This is a genomic window from Brevibacillus sp. SIMBA_040 (assembly GCF_046535075.1).
Taxonomy (GTDB): domain Bacteria; phylum Bacillota; class Bacilli; order Brevibacillales; family Brevibacillaceae; genus Brevibacillus.
Window position 1 is genome coordinate 91,428 of record NZ_JAWRXI010000008.1, and the last position, 21,898, is coordinate 113,325.

The following is a 21,898-nucleotide window of genomic DNA, read 5'->3' on the forward strand; positions in this document are numbered from 1 at the left end:
ATGCATGATATCGCAATCATTGGCGGAGGGCCTGCCGGTTACGTAGCTGCGATCACAGCGGCGCGGCGTGGCAAAAAAGTAGTACTGATTGAACAAAAAGAACTTGGCGGCACGTGCCTGAACGAGGGCTGCATGCCGACGAAGGCATTGCTAGAATGCGCAGAGACGTATCAGCACGTTTTGCATGCCGATCGCTTCGGTATTGAGGGTGCGGGGACTCAAGCCCAGATCAATTGGGGGAAGGTACACGATTACAAGCAGGGCATCGTTCGTAAGCTGACAGGTGGCGTACAATATTTGATGAAGCGAAATCAGGTGCAGGTTATTCGCGGTAGCGCGTCCTTTCAGAATGAGCACACCTTGCAGGTACATACCCCGGACGGCATCAGTGTGATTGAGGCAGAAAAGTATATCGTAGCGACAGGTGCAGAGCCTATTGCCCTTCCTTTTGCACCTTTTGACGGAGAATGGGTCTTAGGCAGCAGTCATTGCTTGTCGCTTCCCTCTGCCCCGCCTGTCATGCTCATCGTAGGTGGAGGGGTGATAGGCTGCGAATTTGCTTCTGTATACAGTCGCATGGGCAGCCGAGTCATTTTGATCGAAATGGCTGGACAGCTCCTTCCCGGAGAAGACAGTGATATTGCTGGTATTCTGAAGAAAAGTCTTCGGCAGTCGGGTGTTGAGATTCATCTCGAAAGCAGCGTAAAATCGCTTGATCGAACAAGCAAAACGGCGCACATCCGCACTGCGGAGGGCATGCGTGATGTAATGGCAGACGCAGTGCTAGTTGGAATTGGACGAAAGCCTCGTGTATCTGGACTCGGCCTTGATCGGGCAGGTGTTCGTTGCACAGCACGGGGAATTGAGGTAAATGAACAGATGCAGACAAGCCAGCCCCATATTTATGCCGTCGGGGATGTGGCAGGTGGCATCCAGCTCGCCCATGTTGCATTCCACGAAGGCGAAGTGGCTGCTCTCGGCGCATGTGGAGAAGATGTCACCGTCAACTTTCGGGCTGTTCCTCGCTGTATCTACACTTCGCCAGAGGTAGCTTCAGTCGGTTTGACGGAATGCCAGGCTCGGGACCAGTATGAAGGACTACTCGTCGGAGAATTTCCTTTTTCGGCCAACGGCAAAGCGATGATTGTGCAAGAGACTTCTGGGAAAGTGAAGGTGCTGGTAGAGCCAGTCTATCACGAGATTGTCGGTGTTACGCTCGTCGGACCGAGAGCAACAGAGCTAATTGGGCAAGCGGCACTCCTGCTGCATGCGGAGATGACAGCGGATGCGATGGAGAGCTTCATCGCCCCGCACCCTACGCTCTCCGAGGCACTGTTGGAAGCGGTTCGAGGGGCACTCGGACACGCCATTCACAGTTAACCTTACAAAAAACTGAATTGGTATACAGGAAACCAGAATGGCATTCATTCTGGTTTTTTTTGTTTTTGTTGACACTTTCTCAAAAAGAAAACAATTGACATCGATAATAGTAATCATTACGATGTAATAATATAAGGTAAACCGTAATCATTACTTTTTAAGGAGTGTTATAAACAGATGCACAAAGTAACCTTACCCGGGCTATTGGCGAGTATTTTTGCCATTAGCTTGCTGACTGGATGCAGCGACACCACGAACAGTGTCACGGAGATGCCAGACAAGACGCGAGAGCTCGTCTATGCAATGGCGAAAGATATAAACGATATGAACCCACATTTGTACCCTGGCTCGATGGCGGCACAGGGCATGGTGTACGAATCGTTGGTCGAGAACACTAGGGACGGGATCAAGCCCTTGCTGGCAGAATCTTGGGACATCTCTGGAGACGGCAAGGACTACATCTTCCATTTGCGAAAAGATGTCTCTTTCCACGATGGTGCACCATTTAACTCTGAAGCGGTCAAAAGAAACATCGAAGCCGTACAGCGCAATGCGAGCAAGCATGCCTGGATCAAACTGTCCTCGAAACTCAAGGATGTTAGTGTAGTCGATGAGCATACAGTCCGATTAACGCTCACGGAGCCGTATTATCCAACGTTACTCGAGCTATCAATGACGCGTCCCTATGTATTTCTGTCGCCTAACGATTTTAAAAATGGAGAAACGAAGGACGGCGTCGCGGGCTTTAATGGCACCGGGCCTTATAAACTGATCGAGCATGTGACCGATCAATACGCGCGCTTCGAGGCAAACGAAAACTACTGGAATGGGGCACCAAAGGTAAAGCGAATAACAAGCAAAGTCCTGCCTGCCGGTGAGACAACTTTGTTAGCTTTGCAAAAGGGTGAGGTCAACTTTGTTTTCACAGACGATCGCGGCGCTGACAGTATCGATGTGGAAGCGATGAATCGACTGACTCATACGGGAACATATCAAATTGTCCGCAGTGAACCGATGAATACGAAGATGATCGTAGCGAATAGCAGCAAGTCTGACAGCCCCGTCAGCGAGAAAGCGGTGCGCGAAGCAATCTGGCACTCCATCGACCGGAAGACGATTAGCCAAAGTATCTTCAGCGATACGGAAACGGCGGCGGAAACGCTTTTTTCCACCAATGTAACCTACGCCAATATTGAATTGAAGAAGCGTGAATACGATCCGGAAGCCGCGAAGCGATTGCTGGTGCAGTCTGGCTGGATTGAAGCAAAAGATGGTGAGGTTCGGATGAAAGAGGGACGCCCGCTCACGATGAAGCTGTATTATGATGTAAATTCCTCTTCCCAGAAAACACAGGCTGAGCTGATTCAAAATGAGGTTTCCAAGATCGGCATGAAGCTTGAATTGATCGGTGAGGAATCAAGCTCCATTGCGAATCGGAGAGCAAAGGGCGACTATGATCTGCTCTTCAACCAAACATGGGGACTTGCCTATGATCCGCAGAGCACGATAGCCGCCTTTGCCGCCGAGTCGTCCTATCGCTATACAACGAGCGGAATCCCTCAGGCAAAAGACCTTTACCGAAAAATTGACGAAGTAATGTTATCTGCAGACGAAAAAACGAGACAAGCGCTTTATACCGACATTTTGACGATCGTACATAGCGAGGCGGTCTTTATTCCGTTGACAAACGGCAGCGTAACTGTGGTCGCTCCAGCTAGTCTACAAGGAGTTTCGTTCAAGCAAACTCAATTCGAGCTTCCGTTTGAACGAATGCATTTCGAGTAGAGGGCGTAAAAACGATGATCCGAGAAAGGGGTGTGAAAGAAACACATTATGGGCGGTTACATCGTTAAACGTATTCTTATCGCATTGCCGTTGCTTGTTGTCATTTCATTTTTGTCATTTGTGCTGAACCATCTGTCACCGATGGACCCAGCTGAGATTATCCTACGTGCACAGGAAGTGCCGATCGTAACCGATGAGCTAATTACAGAGACGAGAGCCGCGCTCGGCATGGACCAGCCGCTGCTCATCAGGTATTTTGACTGGCTGTCTTCCTGCATCCAGCTTGATTTCGGAAGCTCCTACGTTACGGGAAAACCGGTATGGTCGCTACTTGGCCCGGCTTTGCTAAATACCCTCAAACTGACACTGGTTTCGGCGATTTTCATTTTTGTTCTATCAATTGGGCTTGGCATTGTCTGTGCTTTGAGAGAGGGAAAACTACTGGATCTATCCGTTCGCGGCATTTCTTTTATGCTGACCTCGATGCCGCCTTATTGGCTTGCGGCGCTGATGGTTTGGTATTTTTCCGTGAAGCTGGACTGGTTTCCCACCAGTGGAATGGACTCGTATAGCAGCTACGTGTTGCCAGTAACCGTGATTGTAGTCGGATATGCAGGCATCTATTTCCGACTGATCCGCAGCTCCATGCTGAGTAATCTACATGAAGACTACGTTCTGTATGGCAGAGCATGCGGCTTGCCAGAAAAAAGGATCACGCTGCACATTTTACGCAATTCCTTACAGGTCGCTGTATCGGTGTTCGGTCTTGCGATACCCATCATTTTGGGCAGCACGGTTGTTGTGGAAAGCATCTTCGCATGGCCTGGTCTCGGTACATTGACTGTCAAATCGATACTCAGCAGGGATTTTCCCATAATTCAGGCGTATATGCTGGTGCTGGCCTCTTCCTTCGTGTTATTCAATACCGTGTCTGACATTATCAATGTGTTCCTGAATCCCAAGCTGCGGAAGGAGTTTTAAATGAAGCTGGTTGAGCAATTGACGAAGGATAAATTAGGGGCTGTGTCACTTGCCATTGTCACGTCAACCCTTTTGATCGGCCTATGCGCACCTTTACTTGCGCCGCATGATCCGAATGAGGTACATATGGAGCTGCGCTTTGCAGAGGTATCTTGGCAATACTGGCTTGGCAACGACCATCTCGGTCGCTGCGTTCTTTCTCGGCTCATTTACGGTATTCGTCCAAGCGTTCTGTGGGTGTTAGTCGCGTTAGTCGCGTCTGCATTTATCGGTACCGTGCTCGGTTTTATCGCAGGCTATTTCAAGGGGAAAACGGATGCGCTGCTGATGCGAATTTGCGATTGCATGCTTTCTTTTCCGGGATACGTGATGACGCTCGCGATTGTTGGCATGCTGGGGGCGGGGCTAGAAAACATACTGCTCGCGTTTGTGCTGATGAAATGGGCATGGTTCGCCCGTATCATTCGTACTGCTGTCATGCAATATGCGGACGCGGATTACGTGAAGTTTGCCAAAACGCTCGGAGCTGGCCATTTCCGCATAATGGCGAAGCATATCATGCCAGTCGTTCTCCCTGAAATTGCTGTTATATCAAGCAGTAGCTTTGGGTCCATGATATTGCAAATATCCGGCTTGTCCTTTCTTGGTCTGGGTATTCAGGCACCGAATGCAGAGTGGGGCATGATGCTGAATGAAGCGAGATCGGTCATGTTCTCCCGTCCGGAACTGATGTTGATTCCTGGTCTAGCGATTATGGTAGTCGTATCGGCGGTCAATTTCTTGTCCGATTCGCTTCAAACTGCTCTTGATCCGAAATTGATAAGTGCTAGACATGGAACGAAAACACCTATTGGGACATTTTTACCGAAGCTGCGAGGGAAGGAGGTTGCCTAATCAGCCATGAATGTGCTTGAAGTCGATCATTTGAAAATATGGAACCGTCTCACTGGTCGTCTGCTTGTTCCGGACAGCTCTTTCTGTCTCAAACAAGGGGAATGCCTTGCTATCGTTGGGGAAAGTGGAAGCGGAAAGTCACTGACCTGCCGGGCTTTAATGCGTCTGAATCGGCCCGGGCTTCATCAGTCAGGCGACATCATCCTGAATGGGATCAATTTGTCCGAGCTTCCCGAGAAACAGATGCGCAAGCTGAGAGGAAAGCAACTCTGCATGATTATGCAGAATGGCATGCGTGCATTTGATCCGTCTCGTCCAGTCGGTGCTCATCTGCTTGAAACGCTTAGGATACATACTTCTCATTGGAGCCGTACCGAAATGACCGAAAACGTTAAACGAGCAATGGAGAGCGTTGGTTTCAAAGACCCAACGGCAGTAATGAGTCGTTATCCGCATGAATTGTCAGGTGGCATGCTCCAAAGGGTCATGATTGCACTTGCTATCGTGCTAGAACCAGACATCATCATCGCCGACGAACCAACGACAGCGCTAGACGCCATTACACAGTACGAGGTTGTAGAACAGTTCATGCTATTGCGATACCGTCTTGGCTGCTCAATGATTTTTGTCTCGCACGATCTGGGTGTGGTCAAACGCATTGCTGATAATGTTTTGGTTATGAAGGACGGAGAGATTGTTGAGCAAGGTGAGACAGGAGACATTTTCTCCCGCGCCAACCATCCGTATACCCGTTATCTTGTTTCGTCAAAGCTGGCTCTGCAGCGTCATTTCAAGCAGCTTATGGGAGGCGAGGATGTTGCTGATAGTTGATGGCGTATTCAAATCATATAAAAAAGGCGGCTGGTTCAGTAGTACGCAGCAGCAAGTACTGTACGACATTAGCTTTGAATGGAAGAGGGGCGAATGCCTTGGCATTATTGGCGAAAGCGGGAGTGGCAAATCGACGCTGGGACGATTGCTGCTGGGCATAGAGAAACCAGATCGGGGCAGCATCATGCTGGATGGAAAACCGGTATCAGATTACCGTACGAGGAGGGGAGGCATCAGTGCGGTATTTCAAGACTATACGTCTTCAATTAATCCGTTTTATACAGTGGAACAGGCGATGCTTGAACCGTTAATGCTTGCAAAGGAGAAGCCGGAGCTGCGAAAAAGTAAAATGGAGCACCTGCTAGTACAGGTCGGCCTGGATGCATCCTATCTTCCGAAATATCCCCACGAGCTGTCAGGCGGGGAAGCGCAGCGGGTTTGCATTGCCAGAGCCGTTTCCACCGAACCCGCATGCATGGTGCTGGACGAAGCAATTAGCTCTCTCGATGGCTCCGTCCAAGTGCAGGTTCTTGAATTACTAAAAAGCCTAAGGGTCACGCATGGTATGGGTTATATCTTTATCACTCACGATATCCAGGCAGCTGCCTATGTGTGCGACAGGGTTATGATCGTGAGAAATGGCCGGATTGAGGAGATAGTTGGCGTCGAACGTCTGGGCAGTGTCCAATCACCTTATGCAAAGGAGCTGCTGCAAAAGATCATGGCATAACCTAACCAATAAATGGGGAAGGAGCACAAGCAGTGAAAGGAGCTTTAGCCTGGCCGTTTATGCGGCTGTATTTGCTCACGTTATTTTATTTCAGTGGCAATTCGATATTAAATGTTTTGATCCCTTTAAAAGGGGAAGCACTGGGAGCGTCTAATACGTCGATTGGCGTCATTATGGGAGCGTATCTTTTTACTACCATGCTTTTCCGTCCGTGGGCTGGGGGGCTGATTCAACGTCACGGTCCTATTAACGTGCTGCGCGTCATCTTGCTAGTCAACGGAGTTGCGCTTGTCATGTACGCCGTTACCGGTCTAGGAGGATATTTTATTGCTCGTGTACTGCAGGGGGTATGCACGGCCTTTTTTTCTATGGCATTGCAGCTTGGCATTATTGACGCCCTTCCCGACAAAGATCGGTCGCAGGGCATCTCCATGTATTCTATGTGCTCCTATCTGCCGGGAATGATTGGTCCTGTGCTTGCAATAGGAATCTGGCATACAGGTGATATGAACTTGTTTGCAATCATTATGATCGCGATCGCAATTCTGACTGGGGTGGTAGGCTATACGGCAAAAATGGACACCAAGTCAGCTGAGCCCTCAGGTAAATCCGAACAACATAGCCAGGCGACTGTGCTGCTGCAATCCTTTGGTCAATTGGTACATAATCCACATTTGTTCAAAAGTAGTGTGCTAATGTTGAGCGCATCGCTAATCTTCGGCGCCGTAACTACATTTATTCCGTTGTACGCTTCGCAGATTGAAAGGGGCAGCGCAGCCGTATATTTGATGCTGCAGGCGGCAGTTGTCGTTGCGGCACGCTTTGTGCTCAGGAGAAAAATTCCTTCCGATGGCCGATGGCATTCTTTTTTTATGATGGGCACGATGCTAATGCTGGCCGTGGCTTCGTTATGCGTCAGCTTGGCAACAATTGCTGGAGCGGTTCTATTTTATGCTGGGGCGCTATTAATGGGCGTCGCGCAAGCACTCCTTTATCCAACACTGACGACCTATTTAAGCTTCGTATTACCAAAAGAGAATCGTAATGTGCTGATCGGTTTGTTTATCGCCATGGCAGATCTTGGCGTTTCGCTCGGAGGAATCGTGATGGGGCCAGTGGCTGATTTGACCTCCTATTCCATGATGTATATGCTTTGCACGATCCTCGGAACAGCGATGATTCTGGTCGCTTATGACCGCTGTTCACTCTCAGAGAGGGAGAGGCAATCAACAAAGCAAAGCGATGTAGCAATGACGAAAAGCGATCTATAGCCAAGTAAATGAAAGAATCGTAGAACTACCTTTAGCTTCTTAGCAGCAATAATAACGCTCGCTCATGACCAGGAAGCGTAAACCGAGTGATCAGAGTAGCCCTCTTTCAGGAAAATCGTGAGAAGGGCTTTTTCTGATTTGTCCGTTTGGCAGACAAAGGAAAGTGGAGGCATATCCTTGTAAAAAGACAAATAGTATACAAATAGTACAAAGGTCTCCTGACTTTTTGTGGAGATCCGTTTATCCCAAATGATTATATAAAAAAAACGATTGTTATTTTAATAAAAAATAGTTATTATCATTTTAGAATCAATATAAATAAATGGCTTGGTATGTAAGTGACTTTCCCGAGCCTTTTGGGAGGATGAGTCAAAATATTCCATTGAACCGTCCATGAAAAATGTTGTTTTTTGTCAGCCAGTTTGCAAGTTTCTTACTGCTTTAGGCATAATGATTCGCGACTTCATTTACACACTGAGGAGGGACATGAATGGACGCCAATAACACAGCTAACACTGGAAAGTGCCCGGTACACCACGGCGGCGCAACTAGTCATAAATCTAGTGGTACGTCAAACAGGGACTGGTGGCCCAACCAGTTGAACTTGAATATTTTACACCAGCATGACCGAAAATCTAATCCGATGGGTGAAGACTTTGATTATGCGGAGGAATTTAAAAAGTTAGATTACTTCGCTCTTAAGCAGGATCTTTACGATCTAATGACAAACAGTCAAGACTGGTGGCCTGCAGATTATGGCCATTATGGTCCATTCTTTATCCGTATGGCTTGGCACGCAGCAGGTACTTATCGAACAGGTGACGGTCGCGGCGGAGCGGGAGCTGGCTCACAGCGTTTTGCTCCACTGAATAGTTGGCCAGACAACGGTAACCTCGACAAAGCCCGCCGACTGCTATGGCCGATTAAGCAAAAGTATGGCAACAAGATCTCGTGGGCAGATTTGCTCGTTCTAACAGGTAATGTCGCTATTGAATCCATGGGCGGCAAGACATTTGGTTTTGGTGGAGGACGCGAAGATATCTGGCATCCAGAAGAAGACATCTACTGGGGTACCGAAACGGAATGGCTGGGTGATAAGCGGTATACAGGCGATCGTGACCTTGAGAATCCACTGGCTGCCGTTCAGATGGGTCTGATCTATGTGAACCCAGAAGGTCCAAACGGTAAGCCAGATCCGCTTGGAAGTGCTCGCGACATACGCGAAACCTTTGCACGTATGGGAATGAACGATGAAGAAACCGTTGCACTTACAGCCGGCGGACACACTTTTGGCAAGGCGCACGGTGCAGGAGATGCTGCCCTTGTTGGTCCAGAGCCAGAGGCTGCTCCTATCGAAGCACAAGGCTTGGGCTGGCTAAGCACGCACGGCAGCGGCAAAGGTCGTGACGCCATCACCAGTGGTGTTGAAGGGGCATGGACTGCGAATCCAACGCAGTGGGATAATGGCTATTTTGATCTTCTTTTTGGTTACGAATGGGAGCTTACAAAAAGTCCGGCAGGTGCACATCAGTGGGCTGCGGTAAATCCTGCTGAGAAGGATCTAGCACCAGATGCAGAAGATCCATCTATCCGTGTTCCGACCATGATGACCACTGCTGATATGGCAATGCGTATGGATCCGGAATACGAGAAAATATCTCGACGCTTCCATGAGAACCCAGAAGAGTTTGCAGATGCATTCGCTCGTGCATGGTTCAAGCTAATACACCGTGACATGGGTCCTCGTGCAAGATATCTAGGCCCAGAAGTTCCAGAAGAAGTGCTGGTCTGGCAAGATCCTATACCAGCAGTAGATTATGAATTATCAGATGCAGAAATAGCAGATCTGAAAGCCAAGATCTTAGCTTCGGGACTCACAGTTAGCGAGCTTGTAACAACGGCTTGGGCTTCAGCTAGTACCTTCCGTGCCTCAGATAAACGTGGCGGCGCAAATGGTGCACGCATCCGTCTTGCTCCACAGAAGGAGTGGGAAGTAAATCAGCCGGAACAATTGACAAAGGTGCTGACTGTATTAGAAGGCATTCAAAACGAACTAGATAAGAACGTCAGCATTGCTGATTTGATTGTACTCGGTGGTAGTGCTGCAGTAGAAAAAGCTGCACGGGATGCAGGCTTTGATGTAACAGTTCCTTTTGCTCCTGGACGCGGCGAAGCAACACAAGAGCAAACAGATGTAGAGAGCTTTGCCGTGCTAGAGCCAGTCGCTGATGGTTTCCGCAACTATCAGAAGAAACAGTATAGTGTGAGCGCAGAAGAACTCCTAGTAGACAAGGCACAGCTGCTAAATCTGACTGCACCAGAAATGACTGTACTTATTGGCGGGATGCGTGTACTAGGTACAAACTACGGTGGTACGGCGCACGGTGTATTTACGGATCGTGTAGGAACGCTTACGAACGACTTCTTCGTTAGCCTGCTTGACATGGGAGTAGTGTGGAAGCCTGTAGACGGCGGGGTATACGAAGGACGTGATCGCAAGACCGGTGAAGTCGTGCGTACAGCAACGAGAGTTGACCTCGTGTTCGGTTCGAACTCCGTTTTACGCGCACTTGCGGAAGTTTATGCCCAAGACGATAACAAAGAAAAGTTTGTTCGTGACTTTATCGCTGCTTGGGTCAAGGTAATGAATGCAGACCGTTTTGACCTAAAATAACGGCTCCGACAGCCCTTTTCATATGAAGCCAGCGACTAGGAAGGCATCCTTTCCATAGTCGATGGCTTCTTTGTCTTGGTGTCAGGCTTTAGTCGCGCATAGCTCCTGCCTCTCGAGAAGTCATTGCACCTATTCCTTGGCTCAGATCTTTTTCAATTTCTTGTTTTACCTTTTGTGCATCCGTTCCGGCAAACTCTGGGTTCAAAACAGAACTCAGATTCTCGTTAACTTGTTGATCCTCTTGCATGAGAGTCCACCTCCATTTAATGTTCAACAATCTTATTATTTTCAAAAAAACACCATGTCTATCCAGAAAAATTGAGCAAATTCCACTTGAAGATGCGCAAAAGTATGGAATTGATAAAATGCTGCCCAAAAATATGCACCGATTGTAGAAAAGAATGCCTAATTTTCGGCAATAACAAAATCCAGCTACTGAAAATCGTTTATGTTCCTTGTGCCTGACGTTGGCATGGAGCTTGCTTACTGTTACTCGGTAGACACATTACATGCTAAATGTCAGGGAGGAAATTATCAATGCAATGCTTATGGTGTAACGAAGATAAAGCGAGAAAAACCACAAAAGATGGCTATTGGGTACTACCCGATGGAGCAAGCACTGTAGAGATACTTCAGGTGCCTGCACTTGAATGTGCTGACTGCGGATTATATATTGAAGATGAGATCAATGAAGAGGTCGAAGATAGATTACATACTAGCGATCTAACTCACTATTCGAATGTATTCACCTATGAAGAACTTCTGAAAGCACCTACGATTTAACGATTTCTGTTATAGAAGTACCCGTTGCTCCTTCACATGGTGCTTGCAGCGATAGTATGCATGACATTTTGCCTATCATTGACTTTAACAACATGTAAAGGTTTAGAATGTTTGTTCCATTCGTAGTCGTATGGAATTTATGCAGTGGAGGATGACATGTATACAAAAAAAGAAAAGATTTTAGTTGTCGGTGCAGGGTTTGTTGGTGCAGCGATGACCTACCACTTATCAAAGCAAAATAAAAATGTCACCTTAATCGAGAGTAATGTAAAGGCTGCTAGTGAGGTAACGGAAAAATCATTCGCCTGGATCAACCCGGCTGGCCGAGTTTTTGGCAATTCCCGACCTTTATACGATGCAGTTCTAGATGAATACCATGCATTAGAAAAAGAGCTTCCTGATCTAAACGTAAATTGGCATGGCGCTCTTACTTGGGGAGTTTCTGCAAACATGGAAGGGTCTCATGTCCAAGGATTGAATCGAAACCAGATTATCGAATTGGAGCCAAACCTGAAAGAATACCCCGAAGAAGCCGTTTTTGCACATAAAGAGGGCGCATTAGATCCTGTTTTAGCCACAAACCTGTTTATTAAAAAAGCGGAACAGAACGGCGCAACGGTTCTTTTTGATTCAAAAGCAATACAAATAATCAAAGAAGGTTCAAAGGTTGTTGGCGTACAAACGTCCGATCGTTTTATTGAGGCGGATGTCATCGTACTTGCTGCTGGTACCGCAGTTCCTGAGCTTTGTCGACCACTTGGTATCGAAGTGCCCGTTTCGCCTTCGCCTTGCATTCTGATTCGCATGAACTCGAAGGAGAAATTAATTCACACGCTCATATCGAACCAGCAATTTGAAGCGAGACAGCTAACCAGCAACACGCTACTTGCAGCGGAAGATTATATCGATGAATCAGAAGAAAATGGGCCAGAGGCAGTTGGGAAACGAGCATTTGAAACCCTTCGCCATAGCTTGCAAGGAGGGGAGAACTTGACGCTGGAGAGTATCCGTGTAGGGATGAGACCAATGCCTGAAGACGGGTATCCAATTGTTGGATTTCACGACCAGATACAGGGGCTCTACCTAGCAGTCATGCATGCAGCGATTGCATTAGCTCCTTTTGTAAGTCGTTTGGCAGCAAAGGAGATTATCGAAAATGTGCAGATGGACGATTTAAACAGTTGGCGATTGTCGAGGTTTTCAGTTTGACATCCATGAATACCTGTTGAACCTCTATCGCTTAAAAACTTCATCTCCTTTTGTCTAGGGTAAACCATGATGGTTTGCCCTTTTTTGTGTTTCGAGATGCGTAGCTAGTGTGTGTTTCGTTTTGTTTGTCATTGACCTTTACACGATGTCAGGGTTTAGAATGTTTGTTGCATTCCAAATCCAATGGACGATTAAGTCCATGGCCTACAACTACTCGGTGGAATGGCGGTTTTCATTGATTCAAAAACAATTTATTTTTTTGGCAATTATGATAAAATGATTTTACGTAGGATTTAATTCTATTTATACTAATAATTGCAGGACATAATTCTTCTATCGGTTGTAGGAAAGCGATTCATGCTGATGGCTTTAAGTGGTAGCCATGAGTTGCCATGGTCTTGGGGAGGAGGTGAGTATTCATGCAGAACAGACAACTTTTAGAGTCTCTAACAATCAGACTTTTGAACACCCATGATGAGCTACTGGCAGTAAAAGAGCTGGAAGAAATGATTTGGGCGGACGATGACCCAGTGCCTGTGCATCAAACGATGACAGCAGTCAAGCACGGCGGCATGGTCATAGGAGCATTTGTGGGAGAGCGCCTAATCGGCTTTCAATACAGCTTTGCGGGGTTTGACGGCGAAAAGGCATACCTTTGCTCGCACACCATGGGTATCCATCCCGAATACCAAAAAGGTGGAGTGGGAGCGAAGATCAAACTAGCCCAACAGAAAGCCGCGATTGAAAAAGGCTACGACCTCGTTTTATGGACGTATGACCCTTTGGAAACGGTCAACGGAAATTTGAACATTCGCAAATTGGGAGCTATTTGTTCCACTTATATCCAGAACTGCTATGGCGAGCTGACAGATATTTTGAATGCCGGCTTACCTTCAGATCGGTTTCAGGTAGAGTGGTGGATCAGGCGTCCCGGAGTAATCGAGAAACTAGCGAATCCCCAAAAAAAGAGAGAAATGGACGCTCATACAAAGTCAGCCTTGCATTTTGAAATCAATGAGCAAGGCGATCCCGAGCCGCAAACGATTGATCTCACACAGGAGCAGCATGACGGTCCACTAGTCGTTTCCGTACCCTCTGCATTTCAGGATGTGAAAGCGAGGAATTACGATCTTTCGCTCCGTTGGCGAATGGCAACCCGGGGAGTTTTCAAGCATTACTTTCAAAATGGTTGGGTTGTTTGCGATTTTATCAAAGGTGATCCAACAGAACCTGTTCATTATTACCTAATGGAAAAAAAGCCAAGGTAGAACTGTTGAAACTAGACATTCTATCTAGGGTTGCTGTTGATATGGAGATAAAAATTCGTTATCATGTATTCAATGAAGTATTTAATTCTACAAATCGAGCGGAGATGCTTATGATAGCCCAGACATTCCAACAGCTAATCAAGGAGAAATACCAAGATCTTTCTCCCGGACAAAAGAAGGTTGCGGAATTTTTAGTAACTTCCCTGGAACAGAGCGCGCTCTATACGATTTCTCAGATTGCGCGTGAAGTCGGCGTCAGTGAAACAACTGTCATTCGATTGGCGTATGCGCTAGGTTTAAACAGCTTTTCTGAGATGCAAAAAATGATTAGAGAAGAGATGCTTAGCCATAAACATCATGCTTCTCATGCGCTTTCCACTTCAGAAGAGGAAGAAGGAAAAGTAACGAACATATTTGCTCATGCTATCCAGCATGAAAAGAAAATACTGGATTGTTTAATTGATCAAGTAAGAGAGGAGGATATCTGGAGAACAGTAGACCTATTGATAAAAGCTGACCGAATCTTTGTTGGAGGCTTTCGAGAATCATATACTGCTGCTTACTGGCTATCCTACAAACTAAATCAGCTTCGTGATCACGTTTTCAGTTCTTCCCCAACAGGGTACAATCCAGAAACGTTATGTGATTTTACCGAAAATTCAGTTGTGTTGTTAATTTCCTTGCCGCGCTACTCAAAAGAAGCACTGGTTTTGGCGGAACAAGCAAAAGCACAAAAGGCTACCTTAATAGCGATGACAGACCGACCTTTATCACCAATCGGGCAACTTGCCACGATTACACTCAGTACCGGAGAAAATCCCGAGATTTTTTCAGATCACATTTTGGAGCTCCTTAGTCTTTCAGAATTAATTGTAATGGGTATGCACGAAAAAGATCCACAAAACATTCGGGCACGGCGGGAAAAACTCGAACAGCTGTACAACCACACAGGAATGTTTATCGAGTAAAATAATAACTTTTGAGAATAGAGAGGTAACATGATGAAGATTAAAAGTGTAATTGTAAGACGATTGAAATTGGATTTGGTTCATCCCTTCACTACAAGTCTGGGAACAGAAAGAGATCGGGAATTTCTTCTCGTTGAAATTCAGAATGAGGATGGCTTATCTGGATGGGCAGAATCGGTTGCAAGCGCGGACCCTTTTTATAAAGAAGAAACAGTAAAAACAAATTTGCATATCATGGAGGATTTCCTGATCCCGATCCTTCAAAGAGAGGAAATCAGTCACCCAGATGATGTGACGAAGCTCTTTTCACATATTCGCGGGAACTATATGGCGAAATCGGCCCTGGAAGGTGCCATTTGGGATTTATACGCTAGAGAGAAAAATATATCTTTGGCAACTGCTTTAGGAGGAGTCAAGAAGCAGATCGAAGTAGGGGTTAGCATCGGAATCCAGGATTCTATAGATGAGACGCTACGTAAAATTGAACGTAGTCTGTCAGAAGGCTATAAACGGATTAAAATTAAAATCAGACCGGGCTGGGACGTAGAAGTAACACGTTCAGTACGTAAAGAATTCCCTACGATTCCTCTAATGGTCGATGCAAATTCTGCATACAGCTTAGCGGATATTGATCATTTGGCCCAACTCGACGAGTTTCAATTAATGATGATTGAGCAGCCTTTGGAACACGACGATCTGATTGATCACGCAGAATTACAAGCACGCATTCAAACCCCTGTTTGTTTGGATGAAAGCATCCATTCCGCGGAGGATGTACGGAAAGCGATTAAATTGGGAAGTACAAAAGTAATCAATATCAAAATTGGACGGGTTGGCGGACTCACAGAAGCCAAAAAAATACATGATCTATGCCAAAAGCACAACATCCCTGTCTGGTGTGGAGGAATGCTCGAATCCGGAATTGGAAGGGCACATAATATTGCCATGACTTCTCTCCCTAATTTTACATTGCCTGGAGATACGGCGGCGTCCTCTAACTATTGGCATGCTGATATTATTAACCCGGAAGTCACCGTAGACAACGGAATCATAACCGTTCCAGATGGGGTTGGTATCGGCTACATACCGGATATGAACAGAATAAAAGCCGTTACTTTGGAAGAAAAGGTATATGGTTAAGTAATAGTTCTGACTAGCTTATATAACCAATGCTAGGGAAAAAACTGTCACGTCTAGTCCGTTAACAAGCTGTATCCATTTTTATATGAAACCTAATCCCGAGAGGAGTTATGAAAAATGGAACTACAACGCAATTCAAAAGACTTGCAATCCATCCAGCTTGATGAGTTATTTACGACTTTGGCAGATGAAAAGAAATTCAATGGAAACATCATGGTACTTGATAAAGGTGTTCCCATTTACGCGGGTTCATTCGGTTTCGCTCAACTGGCTTCTTCCACGATGTTGACTACCGATTCGGTTTTTGAGATTGCGTCCGTTTCCAAAGCATTTACAGCGATGGGCATCATGATTTTGCAAGAACAGGGAAAACTCAGCTACGAGGATACAATCGAAAAATTCCTTCCTGATTTTCCATATGCAGATATTTCTGTACAGAATCTGCTGACACATACGTCCGGTTTGCCGGATTACATGGAGTTATTTGAGCAACACTGGGACAGGTCAAAAATTGCCACGAGCCATGATATTCTTGAGCAGCTTAAGCTCCATAAGCCTGACGTCTATTTTCGTCCGAATGAAAAATATGAATATAGCAATACCGGATATGTGTTACTCGCCTTAATCATCGAGCAAGTGTCGGGAACAAGCTTTGCTGATTTTATGGAACAACGAATTTTTCATCCGCTTGAGATGGAGAGGACTCGCGTTTACAACAGAAGATATTCTCGGCAGTCAATTGACAATTATGCTTATGGATACGTTTATTCCAAGCATTTAGATAAATATTGTTTGCCAGACGAATTAGCAGAGCACGATTTTGTGTTTTATCTGGATGGAATTCAGGGAGATGGGGTCGTTAATTCAACGCTCGGAGACTTAAGAAAATGGGATAGGGCCTTATATACAGAAAAGCTGGTAAGCAAAGAGACCCTAGAAAAAGCCTTTTCTCCTGTTCTCTTGGCAGATCACCAATCGTATGATTACGGGTATGGCTGGCGGATTCGCAATGAACCCGGGGTGGGAAAGGTTGTTTGCCACGGAGGTGGCTGGCCAGGATATCAAACCTGGTTGGGCCGTTATATCGATAAAGATAAAACGCTGATTTTTCTTTCAAACATGGAGCAGGACCACGCACGGATACAAGCAACTATTGAAGCTGTGGAGAATATTATTTTTAATCGGCCCTATCAGATCCCGGAGTGAGGAATGAAAACCATTGTTTCTTGTGTATAGCCGGGGAATCCGGCTTATTTTCTTTCAGGAAAGGTATGTAACCGTCAAGTTTCCGTCACCCTTTCAGAATTTGGAGACGGTTCAATCAAGGCTAGGAGCTCATAGTGCAGCTCGTTTTGACTAAATAGGTAATGAATAATCGCCAGGTGCTCGTGTTTCCGTGTATAGAGTAAGATTAAACCCTGGGTCTGCCCTAAGGTAAACTTCGATATCGTAATCGGGCATCGCAGCGAATTTTTAGCATTATGTCAAAGAAGACAAACGAATGAAGCAGCAATGGATCAAATGATCATAGAACTCTATGAAGTACTTGAAACAAACGATTTGGTAATGACGGGAACGCATATGACGATCTTTCATGTAACCAATTACGTGTATGATCCTGAGGATGCAGATATCGAAGTATGTATTCCGGTAAACACTGCATTTAAAAGGGGAGCGTTTTATACCAGAATAATCGAAGGTGGATTGTATATGAGCACAATTTATATCGGCAGTTATGAGGATATTAATCGTCCTTACCAAGCGCTCATTGCATGGGCAAAACAGAACAATTATTCTATCACAGGGCCATCTGTAGAGCGATACTATCGAGATCGTGGAGAAACGGACAATCAATCTGAATACGTCACTGAAATATGCATTCCGATTGCAAGTTACTCAAATATTGGTCAATGAAGTTTGATCATACAATTAAATTGCCGTGGATTTATGATCCACCATATTATTTAGAATTATTAGCGACATGAAAAGTCTGTAATATCCTTTATATGATATTTGAAGTTCCTGGAGATCTCTCTTTGGGGCATCAAGAGGTGCGCTGGCAAAATTCAGCACTATGCATGGGATTAGTAGGAAAGATGTTGACCTTGACACAATGTTAGGGTATAGAATGTGTTTTACATTTACAGAAGGAGAATTTTGTCAAATAAAGCCCTCCTTCGTTGTAAAAAGTATCTCAACCTACTAGGAAGTGAACAGAATGACGAACCAACCAACTCAAGTAACAAATATGCCTGTATTTTCACAAACGATCACTGACTTTTGGGGGGCATCATTTATGAATGGAGACGTCCTCTATAGTGATGAATCATTTACTCTCACCATCAAAAACTGTCTGAAGCGATCTTTCGTCAAAAGTTGAATGACGCAGGAATCACTTTGCACGGCGCAGATTATCTTTTTTATTTTTCAAAAGCGGATAAGATCGAATTGCTGCAAGAAAACATCGAAGGTGACTTGTGCCGGTTAAAACAGCAAGATGATGCCGTTTTCTCCGAGTTCCAGTCCTCTGCCTCGGAACAAGACCTGGATGACGCTCAAGTGGAATTGGATCATTGGGCGGTGTTCGGCTCTTTTGAGCAGAACCGCCTCGTAAGCGTCGCGAGTATGTACCCTTGGGAGGACGACTTGCAAATTGCGGATCTCGGCGTACTGACTCTAGCGCCTTTTAGAGGAAAAGGTCACACCCGCAAAGTGGTGCGCTCTATTTGCAAATATGCCTATAGTCAAGGATATGTACCCCAATACCGTTGCCAAATCGATAACCATGCGTCTACATTGCTGGCAAAAGCGGTCGGTTTGACGCTGTTTGGAAAGTGGGAAGTGATTTCACCAGACTCTACTGACTGACAGGTTCATGTTTTATCGTCAAAAAATGAATCGATCTTGGGGTGTTTTTATGAAGAAAAAGCAGTCTAAGGTGCTATCCGCTGCACTTGCACTCACTCTGATTGCACCAAGCGGAGCAATGGCCTCCAATGTGGCACCAGCAGTTGCTGCAAACCAAGGATTGGGGAAAACTGCTGCCGAGAAGGCTGAGCTGATACTCGAATTTACGGAAACGTTTCGTGTTCAATATGCACTGATCGACAACGGTAAAATCACAATTTCTGGACAGACTGGCAAGAACGATAAGCCACTGACCAAGGAAACTAGCAAGAATGAGTTCCGCCTGTGACAGTTATAAACATTGGAAAAGGCGGACCAACCGAATCGGTCCGCATTATTACTGGAACACACCTGTAACGTACCAGCCACCCATCATGTGGAAATGGATAGATACGAGAGAGGGGCCGGTATCAGACAATCATTAAAACCTTTGAGCAACCTCACGCGCTTGTTGAATCGCCTTTTCTTTTATCGCGGGCTCTTGCTCGGGATTTTTGGCCATTCCCTCAACAAATATTCCCTCAAAGGTAGGAACTCCAACGAAGTCCATAATAATCTTCAGGTGGCGGTGCCCCATTTCTAAGTCTTCATCATCTGAACCTGGTGACAAGAAACTGCCACTAGCTTGAATATGAACGGCTTTTTTCTCACTCAGAAGGCCAACTCGGCCGATATCCGGTACATATCTGAAAGTCTTGCCCACAATGCAGATGCAGTCGATGTATGACTTCAGAACGGGAGGATAGGAATAATTCCAAATGGGAGTAACAAATACATATTTATCTGCTTCGACAAATTGGTCAACCAACTCATTCATACTGCTTAATTTCACTATTTCTGCTTCGGTTAACTGTTCAAATGCCAGGCCAGCTCTCAGTTTGTCCCATCCGCTAAAAACGTCTTTATCCAGCTGAGGAATATCCACTTTATACAGATCAAGGTGGATCACTTCATCATATGGATTTGTGGATCGATAAGACTGTATAAACTCATTACCTACTAACATGCTGTATGACTTTTCATGATCGTGTGGATTTGCTGTAATATATAATACTGTTGCCATAATGTAATACCTACTTTCTGTTTTTAGATATTCATTTAACTAGAACCAAATTTGGCTCCTTACTATGCTGACGGATGGCCAACCGGGATTTGTGACAAAACTTTTCTTGAGGAACGAAAAATCTACGGATGACAAATGCTTTGTCACATTGCTCATGCTTCATCCGTCAGTCCTTATAGAGAGTTTTTTATTTATGAGCGAGGGAGTTTATATGATGAGCGAACAGGTTTGGTTGGCAAATAGATTCGACGCACATCGGCAGCATCTTCAGGCAGTGGCTTACCGAATGCTAGGATCATTGAGCGAAGCGGAGGATGCGGTACAGGAGTCTTGGCTGCGCCTTAGTCGTGCTGATGCAAAAGGCATTGAGAACATGGGAGGATGGTTGACAACTGTTGTTTCACGGATTTGTCTCGACATGTTGCGCTCGCGAAAATCAAGACGCGAAGAATCGATAGATGCTCAGGTTGCCGATGCTATTACAAGTCAAGAGAATATCATTGACCCCGAACAAGAAGCCATATTGGCTGATTCCGTTGGTATTGCACTGCTAGTCGTGCTCGGGAATCTGAATCCTGCAGAGCGCATTACGTTCGTGCTGCACGATGTTTTCGCCTTGCCTTTTAATGAGATTGCTCCTATTGTAGGGAAGTCGGAGGTTGCGACAAGACAGCTTGCAAGCAGGGCACGCCAACGGATACGTAGGGCGAAAGCTGTTCCCGAGATCGACCATGAGCACCAACGCGACGTCGTGCAAGCATTTCTAGCTGCAGCGCATGCAGGCAATTTCGATATGCTAGTAGCTGCGCTCGATCCGGATGTAATTCTTCGCGACGATCGTCAAACAGGGGCTGCAAGAGTAACACGAGGAGCGGTTGCTCTGGCGAAGCTAGTTTCGGGACGTGCACAGAAAGCAGCACAACTAGCGCTTGTAGACGGAACAGTAGGAATCATAGTAGCTCCTCAAGGAAAATTGCTCTATGTACTCAAATTTACGATGAGTCACGGAAAAATTACCGAAGTCGACTTGATCTCCAACCCTGAGCGCATAAGCCAGCTTGATCTGGCGCTATTGAACGTTTGAACACAGTTGTGCCCAGGTATTCAGCAACTTGAGTATAGGAAATCTCGTCAGACCCATTTTTAAATATCCCTTGGAGGAGAGGGTACACACGTGAATAAGAAAATAGTGAAAATAGAATCACCTAAACTAGTTCCTGTGGATTTACCCGTATTCAAACAACTTACGATACAGTCCGATGATTTTTTTGAAATGAGAATGATTGAAGACTGTGTGATTGAGAATCAAACGGCGCATAAAGTTACTTTTGAAAAAGTCATCTTCAAAAATGTAACTTTTACTGAAACAATATTACGCGGAGCTGAATTTACTGATGTCATTTTTGAGAGATGTGATCTGTCTAATGTAGATTTCACTGATGCTATTATCCATAGAACAAAGTTCAATGAATGCAAAATGATTGGGATTAATTTTGCTAGCGTTACCCTAAGGAATGTTGAAATGACTAGCTGCATAGCCGATTATGCCACATTCAAATTGTCAAACATTAAACAGGCTATCATTCAAGATAGCTCTTTACGTAAAACAGATTTTAGCAATTCAAAAATACAAAAATTTCACTTATACTCCTCCAATATAGACCAAGCTCAATTGTCTGGAACGAAGCTAGAGGGAATAGATTTAAGTGATTGTGAATTCGATGGGTTAGGCGTAACCGTGGATGATTTAAAAGGGTGTATCATTTCTCGTGAACAAACTTACATATTCGCAAAATTATTTGGACTCATTGTTAACGAATGATCTGAACAAATCATGAGAGTTAAGGAAAATGCAATCATGCAAGCTCAGAGGAGGTGATGTGCAGATGATTTTAACAAAAGGAGAGCGTGACAAGGACTCGCATTCGTCCTGGTATGGAGATTATGCTGACGGATATTACATTCGAACAAGGCAAAAACCCATTTGCACGACATCATTTTTCAAGTATTGCTC

At 45.5% G+C, this 21,898-nt stretch carries 21 protein-coding genes; 19 read left to right on the top strand and 2 right to left on the bottom strand.

Annotation, left to right across the window (positions count from 1 at the left end; all coding sequences use genetic code 11):
- From lpdA to katG, 8 genes are all read left to right on the top strand, one after another.
- A complete protein-coding gene (gene lpdA, locus SB752_RS14965; protein WP_410716426.1) occupies positions 1-1,380 on the top strand; it encodes a dihydrolipoyl dehydrogenase in 1,380 nt (459 codons plus the stop codon).
- Positions 1,381-1,557: 177 nt separating this feature from the next.
- Positions 1,558-3,165: a staphylopine-dependent metal ABC transporter substrate-binding lipoprotein gene (gene cntA / locus SB752_RS14970; RefSeq protein WP_410716427.1), complete on the top strand. Its 1,608-nt coding sequence runs from the start codon at positions 1,558-1,560 to the stop codon at positions 3,163-3,165.
- Positions 3,166-3,213: 48 nt separating this feature from the next.
- A complete protein-coding gene (gene opp1B, locus SB752_RS14975) occupies positions 3,214-4,146 on the top strand; it encodes a nickel/cobalt ABC transporter permease (RefSeq protein ID WP_410716428.1) in 933 nt (310 codons plus the stop codon).
- Complete coding sequence (cntC, locus tag SB752_RS14980; RefSeq protein WP_410716429.1) at positions 4,147-5,040, top strand: staphylopine uptake ABC transporter permease subunit CntC; 894 nt, start codon at positions 4,147-4,149, stop codon at positions 5,038-5,040.
- Between the two features lie 6 nt (positions 5,041-5,046).
- Complete coding sequence (cntD, locus tag SB752_RS14985) at positions 5,047-5,871, top strand: staphylopine uptake ABC transporter ATP-binding protein CntD (RefSeq protein WP_410716430.1); 825 nt, start codon at positions 5,047-5,049, stop codon at positions 5,869-5,871.
- Positions 5,858-6,601: an ABC transporter ATP-binding protein gene (locus SB752_RS14990; RefSeq protein ID WP_410716600.1), complete on the top strand. Its 744-nt coding sequence runs from the start codon at positions 5,858-5,860 to the stop codon at positions 6,599-6,601. The genes cntD and SB752_RS14990 overlap by 14 nt, the downstream gene beginning before the upstream one ends.
- A gap of 32 nt (positions 6,602-6,633) precedes the next feature.
- Entirely contained in the window at positions 6,634-7,872 is a 1,239-nt protein-coding gene (gene cntE, locus SB752_RS14995; RefSeq protein WP_410716431.1) for a staphylopine family metallophore export MFS transporter CntE, read from the top strand.
- Between the two features lie 490 nt (positions 7,873-8,362).
- A complete protein-coding gene (katG, locus tag SB752_RS15000; RefSeq protein WP_410716432.1) occupies positions 8,363-10,546 on the top strand; it encodes a catalase/peroxidase HPI in 2,184 nt (727 codons plus the stop codon).
- Between the two features lie 88 nt (positions 10,547-10,634).
- Here katG and SB752_RS15005 read toward each other — a convergent pair whose 3' ends face one another.
- Positions 10,635-10,793, bottom strand: coding sequence for a hypothetical protein (locus tag SB752_RS15005; RefSeq protein WP_410716433.1), 159 nt, complete (start codon positions 10,791-10,793; stop codon positions 10,635-10,637).
- A 290-nt stretch (positions 10,794-11,083) separates the two neighbouring features.
- Here SB752_RS15005 and SB752_RS15010 point away from each other — a divergent pair, with 290 nt between their 5' ends.
- The 9 genes from SB752_RS15010 to SB752_RS15050 all read left to right on the top strand — a co-directional run bounded on the left by SB752_RS15010 (position 11,084) and on the right by SB752_RS15050 (position 19,110).
- Positions 11,084-11,329, top strand: a complete 246-nt coding sequence (locus SB752_RS15010; protein WP_410716434.1) for a YokU family protein — start codon at positions 11,084-11,086, stop codon at positions 11,327-11,329.
- 156 nt (positions 11,330-11,485) lie between these two features.
- Positions 11,486-12,538 carry an NAD(P)/FAD-dependent oxidoreductase gene (locus SB752_RS15015; protein ID WP_410716435.1) on the top strand — a complete coding sequence of 351 codons (1,053 nt, stop codon included), beginning with the start codon at positions 11,486-11,488 and terminating at the stop codon, positions 12,536-12,538.
- A 419-nt stretch (positions 12,539-12,957) separates the two neighbouring features.
- Positions 12,958-13,806 (top strand): GNAT family N-acetyltransferase, encoded by an 849-nt coding sequence (locus tag SB752_RS15020; RefSeq protein ID WP_410716436.1) that lies wholly within the window; start codon positions 12,958-12,960, stop codon positions 13,804-13,806.
- Between the two features lie 5 nt (positions 13,807-13,811).
- Positions 13,812-14,774 (top strand): MurR/RpiR family transcriptional regulator, encoded by a 963-nt coding sequence (locus SB752_RS15025; RefSeq protein ID WP_410716437.1) that lies wholly within the window; start codon positions 13,812-13,814, stop codon positions 14,772-14,774.
- A gap of 33 nt (positions 14,775-14,807) precedes the next feature.
- Entirely contained in the window at positions 14,808-15,914 is a 1,107-nt protein-coding gene (menC, locus tag SB752_RS15030; protein ID WP_410716601.1) for an o-succinylbenzoate synthase, read from the top strand.
- 117 nt (positions 15,915-16,031) lie between these two features.
- A complete protein-coding gene (locus SB752_RS15035; RefSeq protein WP_410716438.1) occupies positions 16,032-17,120 on the top strand; it encodes a serine hydrolase domain-containing protein in 1,089 nt (362 codons plus the stop codon).
- A 246-nt stretch (positions 17,121-17,366) separates the two neighbouring features.
- Positions 17,367-17,828, top strand: coding sequence for a GyrI-like domain-containing protein (locus tag SB752_RS15040; RefSeq protein WP_410716602.1), 462 nt, complete (start codon positions 17,367-17,369; stop codon positions 17,826-17,828).
- Positions 17,829-18,362: 534 nt separating this feature from the next.
- Positions 18,363-18,782, top strand: coding sequence for a GNAT family N-acetyltransferase (locus SB752_RS15045; RefSeq protein ID WP_410716439.1), 420 nt, complete (start codon positions 18,363-18,365; stop codon positions 18,780-18,782).
- 49 nt (positions 18,783-18,831) lie between these two features.
- Positions 18,832-19,110, top strand: coding sequence for a hypothetical protein (locus SB752_RS15050; RefSeq protein ID WP_410716440.1), 279 nt, complete (start codon positions 18,832-18,834; stop codon positions 19,108-19,110).
- A 132-nt stretch (positions 19,111-19,242) separates the two neighbouring features.
- On the opposite strand, the gene SB752_RS15055 is transcribed toward SB752_RS15050, so the two are convergent.
- Positions 19,243-19,884 carry an NAD(P)H-dependent oxidoreductase gene (locus tag SB752_RS15055; RefSeq protein ID WP_410716441.1) on the bottom strand — a complete coding sequence of 214 codons (642 nt, stop codon included), beginning with the start codon at positions 19,882-19,884 and terminating at the stop codon, positions 19,243-19,245.
- Positions 19,885-20,098: 214 nt separating this feature from the next.
- Here SB752_RS15055 and SB752_RS15060 point away from each other — a divergent pair, with 214 nt between their 5' ends.
- Together SB752_RS15060 and SB752_RS15065 are read left to right on the top strand one after the other, a co-directional pair.
- Positions 20,099-20,968 carry a sigma-70 family RNA polymerase sigma factor gene (locus tag SB752_RS15060; RefSeq protein ID WP_410716442.1) on the top strand — a complete coding sequence of 290 codons (870 nt, stop codon included), beginning with the start codon at positions 20,099-20,101 and terminating at the stop codon, positions 20,966-20,968.
- 90 nt (positions 20,969-21,058) lie between these two features.
- The gene (locus tag SB752_RS15065; protein ID WP_410716443.1) at positions 21,059-21,706 is read left to right on the top strand and encodes a pentapeptide repeat-containing protein; all 648 of its coding nucleotides are present in this window, start codon (positions 21,059-21,061) and stop codon (positions 21,704-21,706) included.
- Positions 21,707-21,898: the final 192 nt, after the last annotated feature.

Bases quoted from the DNA above. Each gene is read 5' to 3' on its own strand.
- lpdA (WP_410716426.1), top strand. From the start codon at position 1: ATGCATGATATCGCAATCATTGGCGGAGGGCCTGCCGGTTACGTAGCT.
- cntA (WP_410716427.1), top strand. From the start codon at position 1,558: ATGCACAAAGTAACCTTACCCGGGCTATTGGCGAGTATTTTTGCCATT.
- opp1B (WP_410716428.1), top strand. From the start codon at position 3,214: ATGGGCGGTTACATCGTTAAACGTATTCTTATCGCATTGCCGTTGCTT.
- cntC (WP_410716429.1), top strand. From the start codon at position 4,147: ATGAAGCTGGTTGAGCAATTGACGAAGGATAAATTAGGGGCTGTGTCA.
- cntD (WP_410716430.1), top strand. From the start codon at position 5,047: ATGAATGTGCTTGAAGTCGATCATTTGAAAATATGGAACCGTCTCACT.
- katG (WP_410716432.1), top strand. From the start codon at position 8,363: ATGGACGCCAATAACACAGCTAACACTGGAAAGTGCCCGGTACACCAC.
- SB752_RS15005 (WP_410716433.1), bottom strand. From the start codon at position 10,793: ATGCAAGAGGATCAACAAGTTAACGAGAATCTGAGTTCTGTTTTGAAC.
- SB752_RS15010 (WP_410716434.1), top strand. From the start codon at position 11,084: ATGCAATGCTTATGGTGTAACGAAGATAAAGCGAGAAAAACCACAAAA.
- SB752_RS15015 (WP_410716435.1), top strand. From the start codon at position 11,486: ATGTATACAAAAAAAGAAAAGATTTTAGTTGTCGGTGCAGGGTTTGTT.
- SB752_RS15020 (WP_410716436.1), top strand. From the start codon at position 12,958: ATGCAGAACAGACAACTTTTAGAGTCTCTAACAATCAGACTTTTGAAC.
- menC (WP_410716601.1), top strand. From the start codon at position 14,808: ATGAAGATTAAAAGTGTAATTGTAAGACGATTGAAATTGGATTTGGTT.
- SB752_RS15035 (WP_410716438.1), top strand. From the start codon at position 16,032: ATGGAACTACAACGCAATTCAAAAGACTTGCAATCCATCCAGCTTGAT.
- SB752_RS15050 (WP_410716440.1), top strand. From the start codon at position 18,832: ATGAAGAAAAAGCAGTCTAAGGTGCTATCCGCTGCACTTGCACTCACT.
- SB752_RS15055 (WP_410716441.1), bottom strand. From the start codon at position 19,884: ATGGCAACAGTATTATATATTACAGCAAATCCACACGATCATGAAAAG.
- SB752_RS15060 (WP_410716442.1), top strand. From the start codon at position 20,099: ATGAGCGAACAGGTTTGGTTGGCAAATAGATTCGACGCACATCGGCAG.